The organism is Curtobacterium sp. MCBA15_005 (genome assembly GCF_001864855.1).
Taxonomy (GTDB): Bacteria; Actinomycetota; Actinomycetes; order Actinomycetales; family Microbacteriaceae; genus Curtobacterium; species Curtobacterium flaccumfaciens.
This window is the reverse complement of record NZ_MJGL01000003.1, coordinates 90106-112082: the sequence shown is the minus strand read 5'-3', so window position 1 is coordinate 112082 and position 21977 is coordinate 90106. Positions and strand designations below refer to the sequence as shown.

Annotated in this window: 17 protein-coding genes and 1 other RNA gene; 4 read left to right on the top strand and 14 right to left on the bottom strand. The window is 71.0% G+C overall.

The window, feature by feature from the left end:
- Window positions 1-125: 125 nt before the first annotated feature.
- Window positions 126-1550, top strand: a complete 1425-nt coding sequence (gene glnA / locus BIU89_RS01710; protein ID WP_027465453.1) for a type I glutamate--ammonia ligase — start codon at window positions 126-128, stop codon at window positions 1548-1550.
- 418 nt (window positions 1551-1968) lie between these two features.
- On the opposite strand, the gene BIU89_RS01705 is transcribed toward glnA (BIU89_RS01710), so the two are convergent.
- The 6 genes from BIU89_RS01705 to BIU89_RS01680 form a co-directional block, all read right to left on the bottom strand.
- Window positions 1969-3396 carry a UDP-glucose dehydrogenase family protein gene (locus BIU89_RS01705; RefSeq protein ID WP_071244548.1) on the bottom strand — a complete coding sequence of 476 codons (1428 nt, stop codon included), beginning with the start codon at window positions 3394-3396 and terminating at the stop codon, window positions 1969-1971.
- Complete coding sequence (locus BIU89_RS01700) at window positions 3393-4949, bottom strand: glycosyl hydrolase (protein ID WP_071244547.1); 1557 nt, start codon at window positions 4947-4949, stop codon at window positions 3393-3395. Before BIU89_RS01700 ends, BIU89_RS01705 begins: the two co-directional genes overlap by 4 nt.
- Complete coding sequence (locus BIU89_RS01695; RefSeq protein ID WP_071244546.1) at window positions 4942-6582, bottom strand: glycosyltransferase family 2 protein; 1641 nt, start codon at window positions 6580-6582, stop codon at window positions 4942-4944. The genes BIU89_RS01700 and BIU89_RS01695 overlap by 8 nt, the downstream gene beginning before the upstream one ends.
- Before the next feature lie 548 nt (window positions 6583-7130).
- On the bottom strand, window positions 7131-10082 hold the full coding sequence (locus BIU89_RS01690) for a bifunctional [glutamine synthetase] adenylyltransferase/[glutamine synthetase]-adenylyl-L-tyrosine phosphorylase (protein ID WP_071244545.1): 2952 nt from the start codon (window positions 10080-10082) through the stop codon (window positions 7131-7133).
- 36 nt (window positions 10083-10118) lie between these two features.
- Window positions 10119-11456, bottom strand: a complete 1338-nt coding sequence (gene glnA, locus BIU89_RS01685; RefSeq protein WP_071244544.1) for a type I glutamate--ammonia ligase — start codon at window positions 11454-11456, stop codon at window positions 10119-10121.
- Between the two features lie 114 nt (window positions 11457-11570).
- Window positions 11571-11750: an SPOR domain-containing protein gene (locus BIU89_RS01680; protein ID WP_027465448.1), complete on the bottom strand. Its 180-nt coding sequence runs from the start codon at window positions 11748-11750 to the stop codon at window positions 11571-11573.
- A 149-nt stretch (window positions 11751-11899) separates the two neighbouring features.
- Here BIU89_RS01680 and map point away from each other — a divergent pair, with 149 nt between their 5' ends.
- The 3 genes from map to rnpB all read left to right on the top strand — a co-directional run bounded on the left by map (window position 11900) and on the right by rnpB (window position 14110).
- Window positions 11900-12763, top strand: a complete 864-nt coding sequence (gene map / locus BIU89_RS01675) for a type I methionyl aminopeptidase (protein WP_071244887.1) — start codon at window positions 11900-11902, stop codon at window positions 12761-12763.
- 41 nt (window positions 12764-12804) lie between these two features.
- On the top strand, window positions 12805-13554 hold the full coding sequence (gene ppgK, locus BIU89_RS01670; protein ID WP_027465446.1) for a polyphosphate--glucose phosphotransferase: 750 nt from the start codon (window positions 12805-12807) through the stop codon (window positions 13552-13554).
- A 195-nt stretch (window positions 13555-13749) separates the two neighbouring features.
- Window positions 13750-14110, top strand: an RNA gene (gene rnpB, locus BIU89_RS01665) — RNase P RNA component class A.
- Between the two features lie 603 nt (window positions 14111-14713).
- Here rnpB and BIU89_RS01660 read toward each other — a convergent pair.
- The 8 genes from BIU89_RS01660 to BIU89_RS01625 all read right to left on the bottom strand — a co-directional run bounded on the left by BIU89_RS01660 (window position 14714) and on the right by BIU89_RS01625 (window position 21452).
- Entirely contained in the window at window positions 14714-15448 is a 735-nt protein-coding gene (locus BIU89_RS01660; RefSeq protein WP_027465445.1) for a zinc ribbon domain-containing protein, read from the bottom strand.
- A gap of 2 nt (window positions 15449-15450) precedes the next feature.
- Window positions 15451-16296, bottom strand: coding sequence for a Nif3-like dinuclear metal center hexameric protein (locus BIU89_RS01655; RefSeq protein ID WP_071244543.1), 846 nt, complete (start codon window positions 16294-16296; stop codon window positions 15451-15453).
- Window positions 16297-16430: 134 nt separating this feature from the next.
- On the bottom strand, window positions 16431-17504 hold the full coding sequence (locus BIU89_RS01650) for a hypothetical protein (RefSeq protein ID WP_071244542.1): 1074 nt from the start codon (window positions 17502-17504) through the stop codon (window positions 16431-16433).
- 107 nt (window positions 17505-17611) lie between these two features.
- A complete protein-coding gene (locus BIU89_RS01645; protein WP_217642809.1) occupies window positions 17612-18271 on the bottom strand; it encodes an RBBP9/YdeN family alpha/beta hydrolase in 660 nt (219 codons plus the stop codon).
- A 50-nt stretch (window positions 18272-18321) separates the two neighbouring features.
- The gene (locus BIU89_RS01640) at window positions 18322-19305 is read right to left on the bottom strand and encodes a helix-turn-helix transcriptional regulator (RefSeq protein ID WP_071244540.1); all 984 of its coding nucleotides are present in this window, start codon (window positions 19303-19305) and stop codon (window positions 18322-18324) included.
- Window positions 19306-19435: 130 nt separating this feature from the next.
- The gene (locus tag BIU89_RS01635; protein ID WP_035808261.1) at window positions 19436-19849 is read right to left on the bottom strand and encodes an ATP-binding protein; all 414 of its coding nucleotides are present in this window, start codon (window positions 19847-19849) and stop codon (window positions 19436-19438) included.
- Complete coding sequence (locus tag BIU89_RS01630) at window positions 19849-20184, bottom strand: STAS domain-containing protein (protein ID WP_017886068.1); 336 nt, start codon at window positions 20182-20184, stop codon at window positions 19849-19851. The genes BIU89_RS01635 and BIU89_RS01630 overlap by 1 nt, the downstream gene beginning before the upstream one ends.
- A 59-nt stretch (window positions 20185-20243) precedes the next feature.
- Complete coding sequence (locus BIU89_RS01625; protein ID WP_254791454.1) at window positions 20244-21452, bottom strand: multidrug effflux MFS transporter; 1209 nt, start codon at window positions 21450-21452, stop codon at window positions 20244-20246.
- Window positions 21453-21977 lie beyond the last annotated feature (525 nt).

Genomic DNA, 21977 nt, shown 5'->3' with positions numbered 1-21977 from the left:
GACGGCCCGGGCGTAACACGCCCGAAACAAACCAGTCATGTCCGGGAAACCCCGTGTCAATAGCCTCGTCGGAGGTGCCTTGACCGGTGCCTCCGACATCACCCAACCCATTGGAGATCGGCCCCATGTTCAGCGATTCCTCCGAGGTCCTGGCCTTCATCAAGGACACCGACGTCAAGTTCCTCGACATCCGCTTCACGGACCTGCCCGGTGTGCAGCAGCACTTCAACATCCCGGCATCCACCGTCGACGAGGACTTCTTCTCGGTCGGCCAGCTGTTCGACGGCTCCTCGATCCGTGGGTTCGCGTCGATCCACGAGTCCGACATGCAGCTGATCCCCGATGTCACCACGGCGTACGTCGACCAGTTCCGCGCCGAGCGCACGCTCATCATGATCTTCGACATCTACAACCCTCGGAACGGCGAGATCTACGGCCGTGACCCGCGCCAGGTGGCGAAGAAGGCCGAGAAGTACCTCGCGTCGACGGGCATCGCGGACACCGCGTTCTTCGCCCCCGAGGCCGAGTTCTACATCTTCGACGACGTCCGCTACTCGGTCACGCAGAACGAGTCCTTCTACGCGGTCGACTCCGAAGAGGGCGCCTGGAACACCGGTCGCGACGAAGAGGGCGGCAACCTCGCCAACAAGACCCCGTACAAGGGCGGCTACTTCCCCGTGTCGCCGGTCGACAAGACCGCCGACCTGCGCGACGACATCACCCTCAAGCTGATCGACGCCGGCTTCGAGCTCGAGCGCTCGCACCACGAGGTGGGCACGGGCGGCCAGCAGGAGATCAACTACAAGTTCGACACGATGGTCCACGCCGCGGACGACATCCTGAAGTTCAAGTACATCGTCAAGAACACCGCTGACCAGTGGGGCAAGGTCGCCACGTTCATGCCGAAGCCGCTCTTCGGCGACAACGGCTCGGGCATGCACACCCACCAGTCGCTCTGGTCGGACGGCAAGCCGCTCTTCTACGACGAGAACGGCTACGGCGGGCTGTCGGACCTCGCCCGCTGGTACATCGGCGGCATCCTGAAGCACGCCTCGGCGCTGCTCGCCTTCACCAACCCGTCGATCAACTCGTACCACCGACTGGTCAAGGGCTTCGAGGCGCCGGTCAACCTGGTCTACTCGGCCGGCAACCGCTCGGCGGCGATCCGCATCCCGATCACGGGCACCAACCCGAAGGCCAAGCGCATCGAGTTCCGCGCGCCCGACGCCTCCGGCAACCCGTACCTGGCCTTCGCCGCGCAGCTGATGGCGGGCCTCGACGGCATCCAGAACCGCATCGAGCCGCACGAGCCGGTCGACAAGGACCTCTACGAGCTCCCGCCGGAAGAGGCGAAGGGCATCCCCCAGGTCCCCGGCTCCCTCGACGAGGCGCTCGACGCGCTCGAGGCGGACCACGAGTTCCTCACGAAGGGCAACGTCTTCACCGAGGACCTCATCCAGACCTGGATCGACTACAAGCGCGAGAACGAGATCCTCCCGCTGGCCCAGCGCCCGCACCCGTTCGAGTACGAGCTGTACTTCGGCGTCTGAGTTCCGCTGACACCACACGAAGGGCCCCGCACCGTCAGGTGCGGGGCCCTTCGTCGTGCCGGCCACGTTTCGGGGTGGGCGACACCTCACGGGCTGCGCCGCCCGTGAGGTGTCGCCCAGCGCGCGAGGCCGCGGCCACCGTCAGCGCGGGGTGCTGACGCGACCGCCTGGAGGCCCGGTGCCGGTCCGGCGGGCGGGCGCCGGGCCTCCAGGCGGTCGCGACGCACGTTCCTTCCCATCGCAGCTGGACTGGAAAGCGGAATCGGGCGTACCTGGTCAGAACTTCCGACCCGGTACGCCCGATTCGACCAGGTACGCCCGATTCGACCAGGTACGCCCAGTCGGACCAGGTACGGCCCCGGGCGCACGGGAACGGGGCCCGCGCCGCCCGGCACGGACCCCGTCTCGGGAACGGTGACTAGCGGCTCGTGGCCAACGCGTCGTTCGTCCCCGCTGCGACGCTCACGGGTGCACCCGTGACCGGCGTGGGACGTCCCAGGGAACGGACGGTCCACCCCGCTTTCACCCAGTCGGAGACCGGGAGGCAGTTGCGCGCGTCGATGACGACGCGGCGCCCGACGAGGTCACCGAGGGCGACCGGGTCGGCGGTGATGATGTCGTCCCACTCGGTGAGCACGAGGACGACGTCGGCGCCCTCGATCGCGTCCGTCATCGAGGCGGCGTAGCTCAGCGTCGGGAACGAGCGCTTCGCGGGTTCCATCGCCTCGGGGTCCCAGAGCGTCACCTGTGCGCCGCGGAGGTGCAGCGCAGCGGCGACGTTGAGCGCCGGGGAGTCCCGGACGTCGTCGGTCAGGGGCTTGAACGCGGCACCGATGACGGCCACGCGGCGGTTGAGCACCGATCCCCCGGCCGAGTCGATCGCCATGTCGATGACCCGCTGGCGCTGCCCCATGTTGATCTCGTCGACCTGCTGCATGAGGCCGACGACCTGGCCCGCGCCGATCTCGTTCGCGCGGTACATGAGCGCCCGGATGTCCTTCGGCAGGCAGCCGCCGCCGAAGCCGAGTCCGGCGTTCAGGAACTTCCGGCCGATGCGGGCGTCGTGGCCGAGGGCGTCGGCGAGCGTGGAGACGTCGGCACCGGTGATCGCGCACATCTCGGAGATCGCGTTGATGAACGAGATCTTCGTGGCGAGGAACGCGTTGGCGCTCACCTTGACGAGCTCCGCGGTGGCGAGGTCGGTGGTGATGACCGGGGTGCCCTCGCTGATCGGTGCGGCGTAGACCTCGCGGATCACGGCGTCGGCGGCCTCGGAGGCTCCGCCCCAGACCAGACGGTCCGGGTGCAGCGTGTCCTCGACGGCCTTGCCCTCGCGCAGGAACTCGGGGTTCCAGATGAGTTCCGCGTCGATGCCGGCGGGGGCGAACTCGCGGACGATGCCACGGAGACGCGATGCCGTGCCCACCGGGACCGTCGACTTGCCGACGATGAGGCCCGGGTGGGTGAGGTTCTCGGCGACGCCACGGGTGGCGCTCTCCACGTAGGCGAGGTTCGCGGCGTGCGATCCGGCCTTCTGCGGGGTGCCGACGCAGACGAAGTGGACGTCCGCAGCGGCCACGGCCGAGGCGATGTCGGAGGTGAAGCGGAGCTTGCCGCTGGCGACGTGCTTCGTGATGAGCTCCGGCAGCCCGGGCTCGAAGAACGGGACCTCACCGGCGGACAGCGCGGCGAGCTTCGACGGGTCGATGTCGACGCCGATGGTCTCGAAGCCCATCTCGGCCATGGCGGCCGCGTGGGTGGCACCGAGGTAGCCGGTGCCGATGACGCTGATGACGGGTGCGGGACGGGTGTCGGCCGATGCGGTCGACTTCTTGGACTCGCTCATTGCGTGACCTCCTGCAGGTCGTAGTCGATGTCGTTGCGCTTGATGCCCTCGGCGAAGGCCTTGAGGGAATCGGCGCGGGAGTTGAGACGCCAGTCGTTCGTGGTGCGCTTGCCGTCGATGATGGTGGTCGCGGTCTCGCTGAAGTACGCGAAGCCGACGATGTCCTTGTTGGCGGGGTCCGCCAGCGCATCGAAGAGCGAGTTGATCCACTGCGTCTTCTGCGGGTTCGCGACACTCGTGCCGGTCTCGGTCGCCCCGATCTCGTTGAGCATGATGCCCTTGCCCGGCGCGATCTGCCGGAGCTGCGCGAGCGTCGCTCCGAAGGTCGTGGCGAACGTCGGCTGCTCGGTGGCATCGCGGTAGTAGCCGCTCATGCCGACCCAGTCCACGTAGTCCGCACCCGGGTAGTACTGCTGCATGTACTCGAGCGTCTGGTACTTCGTGTTGCCGAGCTTGTCGATGCGGCTCGGGGACCAGTCCCAGATGACGTACTTGTTCGCGCCGTTCGCCTGGAAGACGTCGTGCACGTGCTTCCACATCTTCTTGTAGGAGCCGACGGGGTTCTTCTGGGCGTCACCCTCGGACCAGTTGTACCAGGAGCCGTTCATCTCGTGGTCGAGACGGATGACCATCGGCTGCCCGTTGGCCGCAAGCGCCTTGGCGTACTTCGTCAGGTAGGCGTCGAACGACCCACCGGAGATGTCGTCGTTCGTGTACCCGGGGACGTACTTCTGGTCGTTGCCGGTCTGCGCCGGCACCGTCTCCCACGTCATGAGGGGGACGCGGCCGTTGGCCCAGGAGCGCTGCACCGCGGTGGCGTTGAACTCCTGGTCGAAGCCCTGGAAGAAGCCGGTCATGTTCGACGCGGTGCCGACCTGACGGGAGACCTCGTCGTACTCGGCCCAGTTGAACGGGGACTGCGCGGTGTACAGGCCGTACCAGCGCGACTGCTGGCCGAGGATCTCGGCCTTCGTCGGTGTGACGACCGGGGTGGCACCCGGGTCGGTCGAGGGGCCGGGGTTCGGCTTCGACCCACCGCCGTTGCCCGAACCCGAACCCGAACCGCTGCCCGACCCGTTGTCCGACGAACCCGAACCGGACCCGCCGGCGGAACCAGCACCGGCCCCGCCGGAACCCGAGCCACCGCTGCCGGAGCCCGCGGCGTTGACGTTGGACGAGCCTCCCGAGCTCTTCGCGGCACCGAGCTGGGACTGCAGCGACGCGATCTGCGCCTTGAGCTCCGAGATCTGGTCGCCGCGCGACCCGGCCTGGGCCGTGCGGGAGTCGAGCTTGCCCTCGAGCGACCAGATGCGCTCCTGGGCGGCGTCGAGCTGCGTCTGCAGCTCGGCGGCGGACACCTTCTTGGCCTTCGGCGCCTCGACGCCGAGCGCCTGGTGCACGGCGGTCGAGACGGGGCCGGTGGGCGAGATCCACACCGACCAGGTGATGAGGCCGAGCGCCAGCACGATGGCCGTCGTGCCGATGGCCGTCCGGCGGGCGTGCTTGCTGGACTGCGCCCACCAAGCACTCGAGGAACGGATGATGTCAGACAATGAGGAACGCCTCCAGGGCGAAGATCGCGATGCCGATCACGTACGGGATCGCTGCGTACGGGTTGTACCGGCGGGCTCGGGCGGGGGCCGGCGCGGCTGCTCGCTGGGCCTCCTGCTGCGCGACCGCGGCTGCGGCCTCGCGGCGGGTGGCGAGGACGGTGGTGGTGGAGTTGGTCGCCGCGTCGGCGCCGAAGAGCTCGTCGAACGCGCGGTCGACGGCTACCTGGTCGACGGTGTCGAGCGGAGCGGACAAGCCCGAACCCGAGGCCGCCGAGCCTGCGTCCGCGCCGTTCATCCGGGCACGTTCGGCGTCGATCGGGCTGACCGGGATCTGCGCGGTGGCGGACTGCGGCTGGACGGCGTCCGCCGGGTCCTCCTGCATCGGACCACCGGCGTAGGCGCCGGCTCGGGTCCCCCAGCCGGACGCGTGCGCCAGGCGGAAGAAGCCGATGAGCCGGATCGGCATCAGGAAGAACGTCGACACGATGATGAACATCGGCAGGCGGAAGAAGTCGCTCGGCTTCTCCGACAGGTGCCGCATCTGGCGGATCGCCATGCTCAGCACGCTCGAGATCACCATGAGCGCCGCGACGTAGACGAAGCCGGTCGAGAAGCCGTACTGCGACAGGATGCCCTGGTACAGGTTCTCGCCCTGGCCGGTGAAGGCGCGGTAGATCCAGCCCGCGATCACGCCGAAGAGCATGAACGGCAGGATGATGTCGGTGATGAAGAACGCCGCCAGGATCGGGGCGTGGCCGAGCATCCACGGCAGCATCCGCAGCGTGTTGTACTGCGAGCCGCGGGCCCAGCGGAGCTGCTGCTTGAACAGCTTCTTCACCTGCAGCGGGGCGTCCGTGTAGACCAGCGACGTGTACTGGTAGACGGTCCGGTACCCCTCCTTGAGCGTGAGGTTCGTCAGCGTCCGGTCGTCGGAGACCTCGAGGAACACGCCCATGAACTTCTCGTGCATGAACCGGTCCATCACCCGCATGAGGATGCTCCGGCGGAACGCGATGGTGCGCCCGGGCAGGCAGCCGATCTGCCCGAGGACACTCTGTGCCGGCATCGAGTAGAGCGCCCGCGAGTTCTCGAGCCAGTCGGCCCAGCGGGTGATCCAGCTGCGCTCCGGCTCGAGGATGCGCTGCCGGGTCGTGACGCCACCGACGGACTCGTCGGCGAACGGCCGGAGGAGTTCCTCGAGCGCGCCGGGGGTCCAGACGGTGTCGGAGTCGACCAGCACGGTGATGTCGCCGTTGGACATCTCGGTGCCGACCTTGACGGCGTTGCGCTTGCCCGGGATGGGCGTGTGGGTCCAGCGGACGAGCGGGGCGAACTCGTCGCAGACCTCTTCGAGCGCCTCGTTGCGAGCACCGTTGATGACGACGATGATCTCGCCGGGCTGCTGCTCGACCATGCGGCCGATGACGTCGCGGAACAGGTCGAGCGGTTCGTCCACGACGGGGACGACGACGCTGGTGGTACCGACGAAGGTGCCGGTGAAGGGGCGGTAGCGGGCGGAGATGACGACCTTGAGCAACCAGAGCAACCAGATCACCGCGGAGTACACGGCGAACAGGTAGAACTCGGGGTGCCCTTCGACCATCTGCCTGATCTGCAGAATGAAGGTGAACACTGATCCCTGCTTCAACGTTCGAGGTGGAGATTCCGCTTCATCGGGGAATCAGGGCCGGTTCGGGTGATGCCATTGATGCAGAACCTGAACGCGCGCGCAACGCGGCCCCCGTCCGGGGGCGTTACGGGCGCGTTACGGGGTACACACTGGTCCCCCTCTCGGCCGGTCGGAGCGGTCCCCCGTCGTGCTGACAGCACTCCTGCGGACCGCGCGACCGCGGAGCCTCAACTCGATGGGCGACAGGTGCGGCCTGGAGGCACGGGTCGGGCCCGGTGGAAAGCCCTGGTCAGCAGGTGGTCACGTGGCGTGTCGGGGGGGCACCGGAAATGGTCCCCTGGAGGTCCGGTGGGAGTTCGGTCACGGCACGGTAACGAGCTGGGCTCTGTTTCGAACAGGGGTACGAACGGGGTGCCGTCGGGGGACGCCCCTCGACACGGAGAATTAACCTTCGACGGCTGCTCAGGTCGGGCCCGTCCGGAGACGTCCGGGCGTGTCGCAGGCGACGCAGCGTCCTGTCGCAGGCGACGCAGCGTCCTGTCGCGGGCGGGTCAGGCGCCGTAGAACTCGCGCTCGAACACCTGTCGGGCGCGCCGCGTGACGCCGAGGTAGTCGTCTTCGAGGCGACTCGCGGAGCCCGGCGGGTACTCCATCAGACGGGCGACACCCTCGAGCTGGACGCGGTCGACGGGCAGGACGTCGGTGGTCTTCCCCGACCACAGCACGAGGGCACTCCGGGTGCGCGATGCGAAGCGCCAGGCGGCCCCGAGCCGCTCGCCGTCCTCGGCGCCGACGAGTCCGGCGTCGACCGCGGCGTCGAGCGCCTCGAGCGTCGACGTGGTGCGGAGCGACGGGATCTCGAGCGCGTGCTGCAGCTGCAGGAGCTGCACGAACCACTCGACGTCGCTGAGCGATCCCCGGCCGAGCTTGAGGTGCCGGGCGGGGTCGGCACCGCGCGGCAGCCGTTCCGACTCCACGCGGGCCTTGATGCGGCGGACCTCGCGCACCTGGTGGTCGTCGATCCGCTCGGGGTACCGGGTACGGTCGGCGAGGTGCTCGAAGTCACGCAGGAGTTGTGCGTCGCCGACGGCCCCGCGGGCGCGGAGGAGCGCCTGCGCCTCCCACGTGAGCGACCAGCGGGCGTAGTAGGCGCCGTAGGACTCGAGTGTCCGCACGACGGGACCGTTCTTGCCCTCGGGGCGCAGGTCGATGTCGAGGTCGAGCGGGTGGATCGTGTCCTCGGTCAGGCGGTTGAGCTCGCGCACGATGGTCTGGGCGGTCCGGGAAGCGACCTCCGGGGCCAGGTCGGGTGCGCGGTACACGTACAGCACGTCGGCGTCCGAGCCGAAGCCGAGTTCCCGCCCGCCGTACCGGCCCATCGCGATGATCCCGAACTCGAAGCCCTCGGGGGCGTCACGGCGGGCGAGCGCGAGGGCACCGGCCAGGGTCGCCTCGGTGACGTCGCTCAGGGCCGGGCCGAGGCCGTCGACGTCGAGCGAGCCGAGCACGGCGGCCATGCCGAGCCGCAGGGTCTCCCGACGTCGGGTCGACCGGAGCAGCGCCGCGGAGCCGTCGACGTCGTCGCCGTGCCGGGCGGTGGTCGCGGTCATCTCGGCGAGCAGGGCGTCGATCGGCCGCGGACGCAGCAGGGCCTCGGGTTCGTCGAGCCAGGCGACCGCCTCGGGGAACCGCTCGAGCAGCCCGGACAGGAACGCCGACTCGGACAGCACGGTGGTGAGCGAGTGCGCGGCACCGGACGAGTCGCGCAGCATGCGGAGGAACCAGCTCGACTCCCCCAGGCCGTCGCTCAGCCGCCGGAAGGCCAGCAGCGCACGATCCGGTGCCGGCCCCTCGGCCATCCAGCGCAGGAGCACCGGGAGCAGGTTCCGCTGGATCGCCGCACGCCGGCTCGTGCCCTGCGTCAGGGCGCGGATGTGGCCGACGGCTCCGGCGGGGTCGACGAACCCGACGCCCGCGAGCCGGTCGACGACCTGGTCGTTGGTCAGGACGATCTCGTCCTCGGTCGAGGCCACGGCGGACAGCAGCGGCCGGTAGAACAGGCGCTCGTGCAGCCCGCGGACCTCGAGCTTCACGGCACGCCAGCGGGCCTCGAGCGCCGGGGCCGACGCGGCGACACCGCTCGACCGGGCGAGCACCCGTAGTTCCTCTTCGTCGGAGGGCATCAGGTGCGTCCGCTGCAGGCGCCGGAGCTGGATGCGGTGCTCGAGCACCCGGAGCAGGGCGTAGTCCGGCCCGAACCGAGCGGCCTCGGCACGGCCGACGTACCCGGCGTCGGTCAGGGCGTCCATCGCCTCGAGCGTCGACCGGACCCGCACGGACGGGTCGTCGCGGCCGTGCACGAGCTGCAGGAGCTGCACGGTGAACTCGACGTCCCGCAGGCCGCCGGGGCCGAGCTTGAGCTGCCGGTCGACGTCGGCGTCGGGGATGTGCTCGGTCACCCGCTCGCGCATCCGTTGCACCGACTCGACGAAGCCCGGCCGGGTGGAGGAGTTCCACACGAACGACGCGACGGCCTCGGCGTACCGGGCACCGAGGTCTGCGGACCCGGCGATCGGCCGGGCCTTGAGCAGCGCCTGGAACTCCCACCCCTTCGCCCAGCGCTCGTAGTACGCCACGTGCGAGTCGAGGGTGCGGACGAGTGCGCCGTCCTTGCCCTCGGGCCGGAGGTTCGCGTCGACCTCCCACAGGGCGGGCTCGGCGGCGAGGTCGGTGATCGCGTGCATGGCGGCGATCGCGATGCGGGTGGAGACCAGCACGGCACGGTCGGTGGGGACGTCGTCGGTGGGCTCGGTGACGAAGATGACGTCGACGTCGCTGACGTAGTTGAGCTCGCGGGCACCGGCCTTGCCCATCGCGATCACGGCGAGCGGCGTGGCCGCGACGTCGGCCGCGGGGAACGGCACCTCGCGCCGCGCGATGTCCACCGCGGCGTCGAGGGTGGCTCCCGCCAGGTCGGCGAGTCCGGCAGCCACGGCCGGGAACGCGTCCGTCGGCACGGGGTGCAGCACGTCGAACAGGGCGATCTGGGCCAGGTGCCGGCGGTAGCGCACGCGCAGGCGCATCCGGGCGTCCTCACCCGTGGCGCCGTCGACGGCCTCGGTCAGCGACGCCGTGTACCGCTCCTGCGACCATGGTTCGCCGACCGGTTCGAGCAGCAGGGCGAGCTCCGCAGGACGTCGGTGCAGGAACTCCCCGAGACCGATCGAGGCGCCGAGCAGGCGGACCAGGCGCTCGGTCGCCGCGTCGTCCGTCAGGACGGGGCGGAGCTCGTCCGGCGCGCGCTCGAGCAGCCGTTCGAGCATCCGCAGGGCGCCGTCCGGATCAGCGGTGCCGCCCCAGAGCGCGGCAGACCCGGCGACCGGCAGCGGCAGGTCGGGGCCGAACCGGGCCTCCAGGTCGGCAGCCCGCTCGAGGCTCTCCGACAGCTCCGCGAACCCCAGACGGGCCAGCTCCGAACGTGACGTCGTCGTCCGACCGGTCATGTGGAACGTGCTCCCGAGGGGTCAGGGCGCTCGGCTCTAGAGCGCGCCGAGGTTGGTGTCGAGCTCGAACGGGGTGACCTGGTCGCGGTAGCGCTTCCACTCCTGCCGCTTGTTGAGCAGCACGAAGTTGAACACCTGCTCGCCGAGGGTCTCGGCCACCAGCTCGGAGTCCTCCATGAGGCTCAGGGCGTGGTCGAGGCTCGCGGGCAACTGGCTGTAGCCCAGGGCCCGGCGTTCGGAGTCGCTGAGGCTCCAGACGTTGTCCTCGGCCTCGGCGGGGAGATCGTATTCTTCCTCGATGCCCTTGAGGCCGGCGGCGAGCAGCAGCGAGTACGCCAGGTACGGGTTCGCCGCCGAGTCGATGCCGCGGTACTCGATGCGCGAGGACTGGCCCTTGTTCGGCTTGTAGAGCGGCACGCGCACCAGGGCCGAGCGGTTGTTGTGGCCCCAGGTCACGAAGGACGGGGCCTCGTCGCCACCCCAGAGCCGCTTGTACGAGTTGACGAACTGGTTCGTGACCGCGGTGATCTCCGGCGCGTGCTTGAGCACGCCGGCGATGAAGTGCTTGGCCGTCTGCGACAGCTGGTACTGGCCACCGGCCTCGTAGAAGGCGTTCTGGTCGCCCTCGAACAGCGACACGTGGGTGTGCATGCCGGACCCGGGCTGGCCCGAGATCGGCTTCGGCATGAACGTCGCGTAGACGCCCTGCTCGATCGCGACTTCCTTCACCACGGTGCGGAACGTCATGATGTTGTCCGCCATCGTCAGTGCGTCGGCGTAGCGGAGGTCGATCTCGTTCTGCCCGGGACCGGCCTCGTGGTGCGAGAACTCGACCGAGATGCCGAGGTCCTCGAGCATCCGGACCGACCGGCGACGGAAGTCGTGCGCGCTGCCGCCGGGGACGTTGTCGAAGTAGCCGGCCTGGTCGACGGGCTGCGGGCCGCCGTCCTTCCACTCGCGGCTCTTCAGCAGGTAGAACTCGATCTCGGGGTGCGTGTAGAACGTGAACCCGCGGTCGCTCGCCCGCGCCAGGGTGCGCTTCAGCACGTTGCGGGGGTCGGCCACGGCGGGCTGCCCGTCCGGCGTCGTGATGTCGCAGAACATCCGCGCGGTGGGGTCGATCTCGCCGCGCCACGGCAGGATCTGGAAGGTCGAGGGGTCCGGGTGCGCCAGGACGTCGGCCTCGTACGAACGGGTGAGGCCCTCGATCGCGGAGCCGTCGAACCCGATGCCCTCGGCGAACGCGCCCTCGACCTCGGCCGGGGCGATCGCCACCGACTTCAGCGTCCCGATGACGTCCGTGAACCAGAGTCGGATGAACTTGATGCCGCGCTCCTCGATGGTGCGGAGCACGAAGTCCGTCTGCTTGTCCATGCACGACCTTTCCGTGTATCGGGTGGCCGCTGGCGGGCCTCGTCCCAGGCTAGTGGTCCGGCGGTGTGCGCGGGGCCGTGCGACGCGCCGTCACCGGGGCGCCGCCCGCGGTGCTCAGCGGTCCTCGGCGTCCCACTTCTCGTTGTTCGCGGCGATGCGGTCGAGCGCGTGCTGCGCCTCTTCTCGCGTCGCGAACGGACCGATCCGGTCACGCTGCGGGGACTGCGGGCCCTGCTCGACCTGGCCGGTCTTGTCGTTGAACCACCACTGGGACTCGATGCGGTCTTCGCTCATGCCGCCCACCGTACCCACGCAACCGTCTGGAGGCCCGGTGCCGGTCCGGCGGACCGGCACCGTGCCTCCAGGCAGTCACGTTCACCCCGTCGGGCCGCACCTCGTGGCGGTTGCGTTCGGCGCGTCGCGCCGCGGCTAGAGTGGTCCGCATGCCCCGGGACGAACACGGACACCTGACCGCCGGCCGCATCTCCCCGCACCGCGCCGTCCCGAAGGACATCGAGCGTCCGGAGTACGTCGGGAAGGTCGAGCCCCACGAGCACGGTCTCGGTGACACCTACACACCGGACGAGGTCGAGCGCATCCGGGTCGCCGGACGCATCGCGTCGCAGGCCATCGACGCCGTCGGCAAGGCCATCCGCCCCGGCGTGACCACCGACGAGCTGGACCGCATCGGGCACGAGTTCGTCGTCGCGCATGGCGCCTACCCCTCCACGCTCGGGTACCGCGGCTACCCGAAGTCGCTCTGCTCGAGCCTCAACGAGGTCATCTGCCACGGCATCCCCGACGACACCGTCCTGCAGGAGGGCGACCTCGTCAACATCGACATCACCGCCTACAAGGACGGCATGCACGGCGACACGAACCGCACGTTCGTCGTCGGGCAGGCAGCACCCGAGGTGTCGGACCTGGTGACCCGCACCGAAGAGGCACTGCGTCGCGGCATCAGGGCCGTCGCCCCGGGCCGACAGGTCAACGTGATCGGTCGTGCCATCGAGGCGTACGCGAAGCGCTTCGGCTACGGCGTCGTCCGCGACTACACCGGACACGGCGTCGGTCGGGCCTTCCACTCCGGCCTGATCATCCCCCACTACGACGCACCGCAGTACGACACGGTGATCGAACCCGGCATGGTGTTCACCATCGAACCCATGCTCACCCTCGGCGGCATCGAGGCCGACATCTGGTCCGACGACTGGACGGTCTCGACCCGTGACAAGTCGTGGACCGCGCAGTTCGAGCACACCCTCGTCGTCACCGAACGCGGCGCGGAGCTCCTCACCGTCTCCTGACCGGACACCTCCGGCAGGCAACCGAAAGGCACGACAACCTCATGACCTCCCTCGCAGTCGGCGTCGACATCGGTGGTACGGGCATCAAGGGCGCGATCGTCGACGTCGCGTCCGGCGCCCTCACCACGGACCGCATCAAGAAGGCCACGCCCGAGGGCGGGAAGCCCCAGGACATCACGGCGGTGGTCAAGGAGATCATCGGCGAGCTCGCCCCCGGTGACGACGTCCCCGTCGGCGTCTGCTTCCCGGCGATCGTGCGGGACGGCAAGACGATGTCCGCCGCGAACGTGTCGAAGAAGTGGATCGGCTTCGAAGCCGAGGCACTGTTCGAGAAGGAACTCGGCCGCTCCATCCACTTCGTCAACGACGCCGACGCCGCCGGGTTCGCCGAGCAGCAGTTCGGCGCGGCCAAGGGCAAGGACGGCCTGGTCATCGTGACGACGCTCGGCACCGGCATCGGCACCGCGCTCATCAACGACGGCGTGCTCATCGTCAACTCGGAGCTCGGGCACCTGGAGATCGAGGGGCACGACGCCGAGTCGCGCGCCTCGTTCGCCGCCAAGGAGCGCGACGACCTGTCGTGGAAGCACTGGGCGAAGCGTCTGCAGAAGTACTACTCGACGCTCGAGGCCCTGCTCTCCCCCGAGCTCTTCGTCGTCGGCGGCGGGGTCTCGAAGCAGTACGAGGAGTTCCTCCCGCTGCTCGACCTGCAGGCCGACATCATCCCCGCGACGCTCCGCAACAACGCCGGCATCATCGGCGCCGCGACCCTGGCGGCGCGCAGCGTCTAGTCCTCGTTGCGGGCGTGCCTGGTCGCGGGAGTACCTGGTCGAATCGGGCGTACCTGGTCGCGGGAGTACCTGGTCGAATCGGGCGTACCTGGTCGGAACTCCCGACCAGGTACGCCCGTTCTCATCAGGTACGCGTGTGGGTGCGGCTCCCCTCGCATCGGGCACCGCGGAGCCGGGTAGACTCGCTCCAGCGAATGGGTCGGTGAGACGGTCGCGTCGCTCCCCCGGGAGCGCCGAGGAACGTCCGGGCTCCACAGAGCAGGGCGGTGGGTAACACCCACCCGGAGCAATCCGCGAGACAGTGCCACAGAAAGCAGACCGCCGGCGGAGACGTCGGTAAGGGTGAAACGGTGGTGTAAGAGACCACCAGGGGTCCGGGTGACCGGATCCGCTCGGTAAACCTCGCCCGGAGCAAGGTCAGACAGAGGACGTTGAGGCTGCTCGCCGAGTCCTCGGGTAGACCGCTGGAGGCCGACGGCAACGTCGGTCCGAGAGAGATGGCCGTCACCGCCGCGCAAGTGGCGGGACAGAACCCGGCGTACGGCCGGCCCATTCGCCCCCTTCCCCGTGCCGCGTTGACCCGTGTTGGCCCGTGCGCGCGGCGCTCGGCGCGCGCGGTCACGACTCCCCGCTCAGGTCCGCCGAGTGGTCACCAACTGTCGACCGGCGGGACCGCAGCCGACAGTCCGTGACCTCTCGGCGGCACGCACCCGACGCGTTGCCACCAGCGCACGACGGTCAGGAGGCGCGGTGCTGCGCCGCCACGGGCCTCCCGTCAGACGGCGCGCGCGCCGCGCGCGGTCACGACTCCCCGCTCAGGTCCGCCGAGTGGTCATCAACGGTCGGTTGGCACGGCCGCAGCCGACGGTTCGCGACCCCTCGGCGGCACGCACCCGACGCGTTGCGACCAGCCCACGACGGACAGGAGGCGCGGTGCGGCGCCGCCACGGGCCTCCCGTCAGGCGGCACGGGCGGCGCGCGCGGTCACGACTCCCCGCTCAGGTCCGCCGAGCGGTCACCAACTGTCGGCCGGCGGGACCGCAGCCGACAGTTCGTGACCTCTCGGCGGCACGCCCCCGACGCGTTGCGACCACTCCACGACGGACAGGAGGCGCGGTGCCAGCCGGCACCGCGCCTCCGCCACGGACGTCGCTCGCGACTACAGCCCGGACTCGGCCGTCCGCACCAGGATCGCGTCGCTGTCGGGGCACAGCACCACGTCGTCGGGCGCAGCCCGGCGGATGGTCTGCAGGTCGGAGTTGTTGAGCGCCACGCCCGAGGCCGTCGACACGCCACCCTGCAGCAGCGAGGCACCGAAGCCGTAGCGCGCACGCTGCCGGTCGTACAGGGCGAGCAGCTCGGCCGGCACCTTGGCAGCGACGTCGGCGCGGGCCTGCTCGGCCGACTCGCGGTCGGCCGTGAGCCGGGCGATCTCCGCGTCGCGCTCGGCGACCAGACCACCGCGGGCGGCCTCGACGTCGGCGAGCTTCGCCTCGATGTCGCCGACCCGGGCGCGGAGCCCGTCGAGGTTCTCCATGATCTCGAGCTCGGCGGTCTCGAGGCCGCCGATGCGCCGCTGCAGCGAGTCGAGCTCACTCTGCAGTCCGGCGGCGTCCTTCGCGTTCGCGACGTTCTGCAGCATCGTGGTGTCGCGTTCGACACGGGCCTGCGCAACTGCGGTGTCGGACTCCAGGCGGGCGAGGTCGCGCTCGGCGTCCTCGACCTCGCCGGTGGCGGCGACGAGTTCGCTGCGGAGCGCCGCGGCCTGCTTGCTCAGCTCGGTCAGCTGGTCGCCCTTCTGCAACGACGTGATGCGGTGCGCGATGCGGGTGACGTCGTTGTCGAGACGCTGGACGTCGAGGAGGATGACCTGGTCCTCGGGTGCTGCCTTCATGGTCAGGCTCCTTCTGTGGGGGTGGTGGGTTCGGCGGCCGGCAGGACGGCGAAGTCCCACGGGTCGGTGCGGAGGTCGCTCACGGTGACGCGGACCCCGGCCCGGGTGCGCAGCTGCTCGGCGGCGACGTCGAGCCAGAGCCACTCGGTGGCCCAGTGCGAGGTGTCGATGAGCGCCGGCCCGCCGCCGAGCAGCGCCTGCTCGCGGAACTCCGAGGCCGGGTGGTGCCGCAGGTCGCTCGTGATGTAGACGTCGGCGTCGAGCACGGCGGGGTGGCCGAGCAGCGAGTCCCCCGCACCCGCGCAGAGCGCCACGGTGCGGACGGGCTGGTCGAAGTCACCGGAGACGCGGACGCCGGTGGCCGTGGGCGGCAGCAGGTCGACGAGCTTCCGGGCGAGGGCGCCGAGGGTCGTCCCCTCGGGCAGCACCCCGACTCGACCGATGCCCGTGTCGGGGTCGGCTCCGGCGTCGAGCGGTCGCTGCTCGGTGAGACCGAGTCGGTCGGCGAGGACGGCCGAGGTGCCCGTAGTCACGACGTCGGCGTTGGTGTGCGCCGCGAGCAGGGCGCTGCCGCCACGCACGAGGGTCGCGAGGACGCTGCCCTTGTAGGTCGACTCCGCGATCGTCGTCACCCCGCGGAGCAGCAGCGGGTGGTGCGTGAGCAGGAGCCCGGCACCGAGTTCGACGGCTTCACGGGCGGTGGCCGGAACAGCGTCGACGGCGAGGTGCACGTGCTCGACGGTGGCGGCGGGATCACCCGCGACGAGCCCGACGGAGTCCCACGACTCGGCACCGGCGGCGGGCCACAGGTCCTCGATCACGGCCTGGAGTTCGCGGAGCGTCGGCATCCCGTCAGTGTACCGAGGCGACCGCCCCGCACGGGGCAGCCGGTCCGTGTGGGGTGATCCGGGCCTCCAGGCAGTGCAGCCGACGGCAGTGCAGCCGGAGGCAGTGCAGCCGACGGCGTCGTGGCCGCAAGCCGTCAGCGACGACCGAGCAGACCGAGCAGGCGGTCGACGAGTCGCGACCACCAGCCGGCCGGGGCCGGCGCTGCCGCCGTGGCGGTGTCGGCGTCCGCTGCCTGCGCGACGGGGGCCGGGACCACGGGTGCGGCGACGGCGTCCGGCAGGACGACCGGCGTGCTGGCGGTGACGCCCTGGTGCGCGGTGAGCGCGGCGGCGAAGGCCGCGCGGTCGATGACCGTCGGCCCGGTGGCGGGCAGGACGAGCGGGGTGGGTCGCGTGGCCGCGGACACCGGGGACACGGCCGGGAGGCCCAGCACCGGTCGGACGGGTTCGTCGCGTTCCGGGGTGACGAGTTCCACCACCGGTGCGGCTTCCGGTGCGGGTGCCTGCTCTGCTGCGGGGACGCTCCGTGCTGCGCGGGTCGGCACGGGGGCCGCCCGGGTGACGGGCGCCACGGGAGCGGTCGCTGCGCGGCGGGCTGCGGCGCGGTCGCGGCGGTCCGCCTCGGCGGCGGCATCGGTCAGCAGGTCGGCGAAGACGGTGTGGGCGAAGGCGCGGGCGGCCGTCACCTCGGGGTCCTCCGAGCCGGCGACGGTGGCCTCCCACGCGGCGAGGCGAGCGAGGTCCTCGTCACGGCGGCGGACCTCGTCCTCGAGCAGGACGATGCGCTCGATGCTGCTGCGGCCGGTGGACGACGAGACCTTGACCGCGAGGTCCTCGATGCGCAGGGCCAGACGCTCCGGCGGCTCCGGGAACGACGGGGCGCAGACCGCGGCGTGGCGGGCGCGGTCGCGGCGGAACGCGGGGGCGGCGGGTGCCGACGGGGTGGTCTCATCGGCCGGGGTCGTCTCGTCAGCCGGGGCCGGGGTGGCGACGTGCGCCGGGGCGGTCGTCGGGTCGACGGTCGCTTCGTCGGCGGTCGAGGTGCTGATCGCGGCGTGTCCGGGGCGCTGCACGGGGCCGGTGACGGGCGGGACGACGAGGTCCGGCACGTACGGGGCGCGGGTCGCCGGTGCGTCGCGGAGCCACTCCTCGAGCTCGCGGCCGAACGGGTCCACGAGCGGGGTGCGTGCGCCGGACTGGGTCTCCATGCTCGAAGGATAAATATCGCGCGGGCCGAAATGCGGGACATCCGCGGAGTGTCGCTGCACCGCCTGCCATATCGGAGCGGAGTTGAGCGGCGTGTCGCGCCCGGTGGTCACCGGGGTGGGCGGAGGCCGTCCTCGAACGCTCGCAGCAGTTCCCGTCCAGCCGACCATGCACCGACACCACTGGCGACGTTCACGTGCCCGAGGGGACCGACACGGACGACGTCCGCGCCCATGACGTCGGCGAACACGACGCCCCGGTCGGCGCTGCAGTACGGGTCGTCGTCGCTCACGACGAGGCGCGTCGGGACCTGCTGGGCCGCGGGTACCGGGCGCGGTGCCACGAAGCCCGAGGCCTCGGCCGGGAACGCGGCACCGAGCGGGTCGGGCGGGGCGACGAGGAAGGCACCGGCGACGAGCGCGGGAGCGTCCGCCGTGGTGGCGAGCCAGTCGGCGACGGCCAGGACGCCGAGGCTGTGGGCGATGAGGACCGGGGGCTCTGTGCACGAGGCCACGGCCGCGGAGATCGCGGCGCGCCAGTCGTCGGGCTCCGGGTCGCTCCACGAGGTGGGGGCGATGCGGACGGCGGCGCGCTGAGGGTGACGCTCGTGCTGGTCGTGCTCGTCCTGCTGGCCGTGCTCGTCCTGCTGGCCGTGCTGGCCGTGCTGGCCGTTCTCGTCCTGCTGCTCCCGCTCCCAGACGGACTGCCAGTGGTCCGGGCCCGAGTTCCAGATGCCGGGGACGATCACCCACGGTCGCGGTCTGCTCACCCGGGCAGCGTAGCGAACCGGCGAGGCCCCGATCCGGAGTGTGACGTGCGTCAGGGCTGCAGGACAGCGCCCCGGGGCTGCTGCAGCGTGTCGCGCGGGTACTGCCCGAAGCGCGACGCGTACGCCGCCGAGAACCGGCCGAGGTGCGCGAAGCCCCAGCGCAACGCCACGCTCGCCACCGTCAGGTCGCCCGCCGACGCACGCCGGAGTTCCTCGTGCACGCGGTCCAGGCGGATCCCCCGCAGCAGCGCGTTCGGCGCTGTGCCGACCTGCCGCTGGAACGCCTGCTGCAGCCCCCGGACGCTCAGGCCGACGTGCTGGGCGACGTCGGTCGTGGTCACGGGTGTGTGGGCGAAGGCGTGCATGAACTCCACGGCCTCGCGGACGCGACCAGTGGCTCCCTGTGGCAGCGTGACATCCGGGGCGATGGACTCGTGCGGGAACGTGTCGAGGAACGCCAGCGCGGTCTCACGAACGGTCTCGGCGAGAGCCAGCGCGGTGAGTGGTGCCGGGCCGAGCACGATCGCTGCGGCTCGTTGCACCCGGGCGTTCCAGGCGCGGAGGTCCTCCGGCCGGGGCGCGGCGGTGTGGTCGAACACCAGGGGGCCGGGCCGGGTGCCGTGCACCTCGGCGGCGACGCGCTCCAGGTACGTGCGGTCGAACTGCACGAGGCTCTGGCGGATCTCCTGCAGGTCGAAGGCGAAGGGGCGCCGTGTCGGGAACACCCGGGGCGTTCCCGGTGCGAAGTCGACCTCCTGGCGACCGACGTCGACGCGGCCACCGCCGTCCGAGGTCCACATCACGACGTACTCGTCGGGGACCTCGACCTCGCCCTGCATCCGCCCGTCGAACCGGGTGGAGCGGAACGTCATCGATCCGTCGCCCACGACCTGGAACCGGTACGCGAACGGACGATCGGTCCGGGACGCCGAGAACCCCGTGCTCTCGTAGGCCTCTTCGTACAGTTGCACGGCCGCGTCGAGTCCGGCGCCGGACGTCTCGAACCGGATCCGGGGATCAGGCTCGACAGTCATCGCGCGAATCGTGACACGGTGTCCGGGAAACGCGACAATCGGCGATCCGTCATTGCGGTTTACGGCCCACGGAGTGCGCTGGGCGGACGACCGGTGCGGCTCCGTCGATGCGTGACGGCCGTGCTCCCGCTCAGTGCCGGGAGCGCAGCACCGTCCAGCGGTTCCGGTCGGCCACGCGTTCGTACCGCAGGTCGTCGACGACCATCCGGACGAGGGCGAGCCCGCGACCACCCTCGGCGAAGTCGTCGGGCAGCACGGCGGCGTCGGGATCCACCGTCGCTGCGACCCCGTCGTCGGACAGCAGCGCCTGGAAGCGCTCGTCGCCGATCTCGAGCCGGAGTTCGCACGAGACGCCGTCCGGCCGGGCGCCGTGCTCGATGACGTTCGAGGTGAGTTCGACCAGGGCGAGCTCGAGGGCCATCCGGTCCTCGGCGGCGACGGACGGCTCGTGCTGCCACACGCCCGCGAGGAAGTCGTGCACGGCGGAGACGTCGTCCGGAGGGCACGCCAGTGCGAGCATGTGCTCGGCGACGGGGGCGGTCATCACCAGTCGGTCACCGCGGCGTCCCCGTCGGGGTACGTCCGCAGGATCTTGTCGATGTTCGAGAGCTTGAGCACCATCTGGACCTGTTCCGACGGCGCCGCGATGCGGAGGTCGCCGCCGGCCTGCCGCGCGGTCTTGAGGCTGCCGACCAGGGCACCGAGGCCGGAGGAGTCCATGAACTCGACCCCGGAGAGCTCGACCACGAGCCGCGAACGCCCGTTGCCGACGATCTGGGCGACGGTCTCGCGGAACGTGGGCGCGGAGACCATGTTGAGCCGGCCGCTGCACTCCAGGACGGCGGTGTCGGTCTCCGCCTCGTGTACGACGATGTCCATCTCGGTGGGTCTCCTCAGATCGGTTCGCCTTGCAACCAGCAACCTACCGGCTCAGACCGTCAGTTGTGGGACCGGTTTCGCCGCGTCGCCGTCGCCTGGACCACCACGGCCGCGGCCATCAGCGCTGCCATCACCCCGCCCATCGCCAGTGCCGTGCCGCCGAGGGCGCCGGCGAGCGGGGTGCCGAGACCGCCGATGCCGAAGGTCAGCCCGCCCTGCAGGGCGGCCGCGGTCCCCGGGTGCGCCGCGCCGACGTGCTGGGTTCGGGTCATCGCCGCCGGGAGGACGAAGCCCCACGCGGCCGTCACGACCGCGAGTGCGCACCACACCGGCACGGGCCCGAGTCCGAGGAGCGCCGACACGAGCACGGCCGTGGCCCCGACCGTCCCGACGACCAGGCCCAGGGTCAGCAGGGCGTCTTCGGTGAACCGTCCGACGAGCCGACCGAACAGCAGCGTCGTGACGATCATCATCGACGCGTTCGTGGCGAAGACGAGCGTGTACAGCCCCTCGGAGAACCCGAACTCCGACTGGAACACGAACGAGCTCGTCGCGATGTACGCGAAGAACCCCACCGTCGACAGCACCCCGCTCAGCACGTAGGCCCGGAACCGCGGGATCGCCAGGAGCTCGCGGATGCGCCGCCCGTTGGCCGCGAACCCGACACCACCACGACGCTCCGGCGGCAGGGTCTCGCGGAACCGCAGCACCACCGCCACGAAGAACACGGCACCGAGCACGGCCAGCACGACGAACATGAGCCGCCACGTGCCGACCGTGAGCACCGCTCCCCCGGCGAGCGGTGCCACCACGGGCCCGATCGCGTTGATGGCCGCGAGCGTGCCGAACACCTTGGCCATCCGGGTGCCGCTCGTCACGTCGGACACCATCGCCCGACCGGCCACGGCGCCCGCGGCACCGGCGAGTCCCTGCGCGACGCGGGCCACCACCAGCGTCACGACGTCGGGCGCGAGCGCGCAGCCGACCGACGCCAGGGCGAACAGGGCGGTCCCGACGACGAGCATCGGCCGACGACCGATCCCGTCACTCACCGGTCCGACGAGCAGCTGGCCGACCGCGAAGGCCACGAGGAACGCCGTGAGCGACAGCTGCACCGCGCCCGGCGTGGTGTCGAGGTCACGCGCGATGGCCGGGAGTGCGGGGATGTACATGTCCGTCGCGAACGGCGAGACCCCGACGATGAGCGCCAGCGGCACGATCGGGGGCAGCACGGTCGTCGTCGGTCCCCGGCTGCGCTCCGTCGTCACCTCGGACACGCTACGCGTCCCCGAATCGATTCGACAGGCACTTCGTGAGCAGCAACGGTCGGGTCGAGGTGCCGGACGCGACCGTTGCTGCGCACGGAACGCGGGCCTTGCGACGTGCGCGCGGACGGACGGGAGGCCCGGTGCGGGCCCGCCACGGGCCTCCCGTCCGGTGCCGCGAGCGGTCACGACACCCCGCTCACGTCCGCCGAGTGGTCGCGTTCCGTCGCCCGGCGATGGCGCAGCCGACGCTTCGTGACCACTCGACCGGGGCAACCCGACGTGTCCTGACCACTCGGGCGGAGCGGTGGCGCGAAGCGCGAGCGGTCACGACACCCCGCTCACGTCCGCCGAGCGGTCGCGTTCCGTCGCCCGGCGACGGCGCAGCCGACGCTTCGTGACCGCCCGACGGGCGCCACCCGACGAGTCCTGACCACTCGGGCCGACCGACGGCGCGAGGCGCAGCCGACCCTTCGTGACCACTGGGCGGGGCTGCCCGGGACGTGCGCGCGGACGGACGGGAGGCCC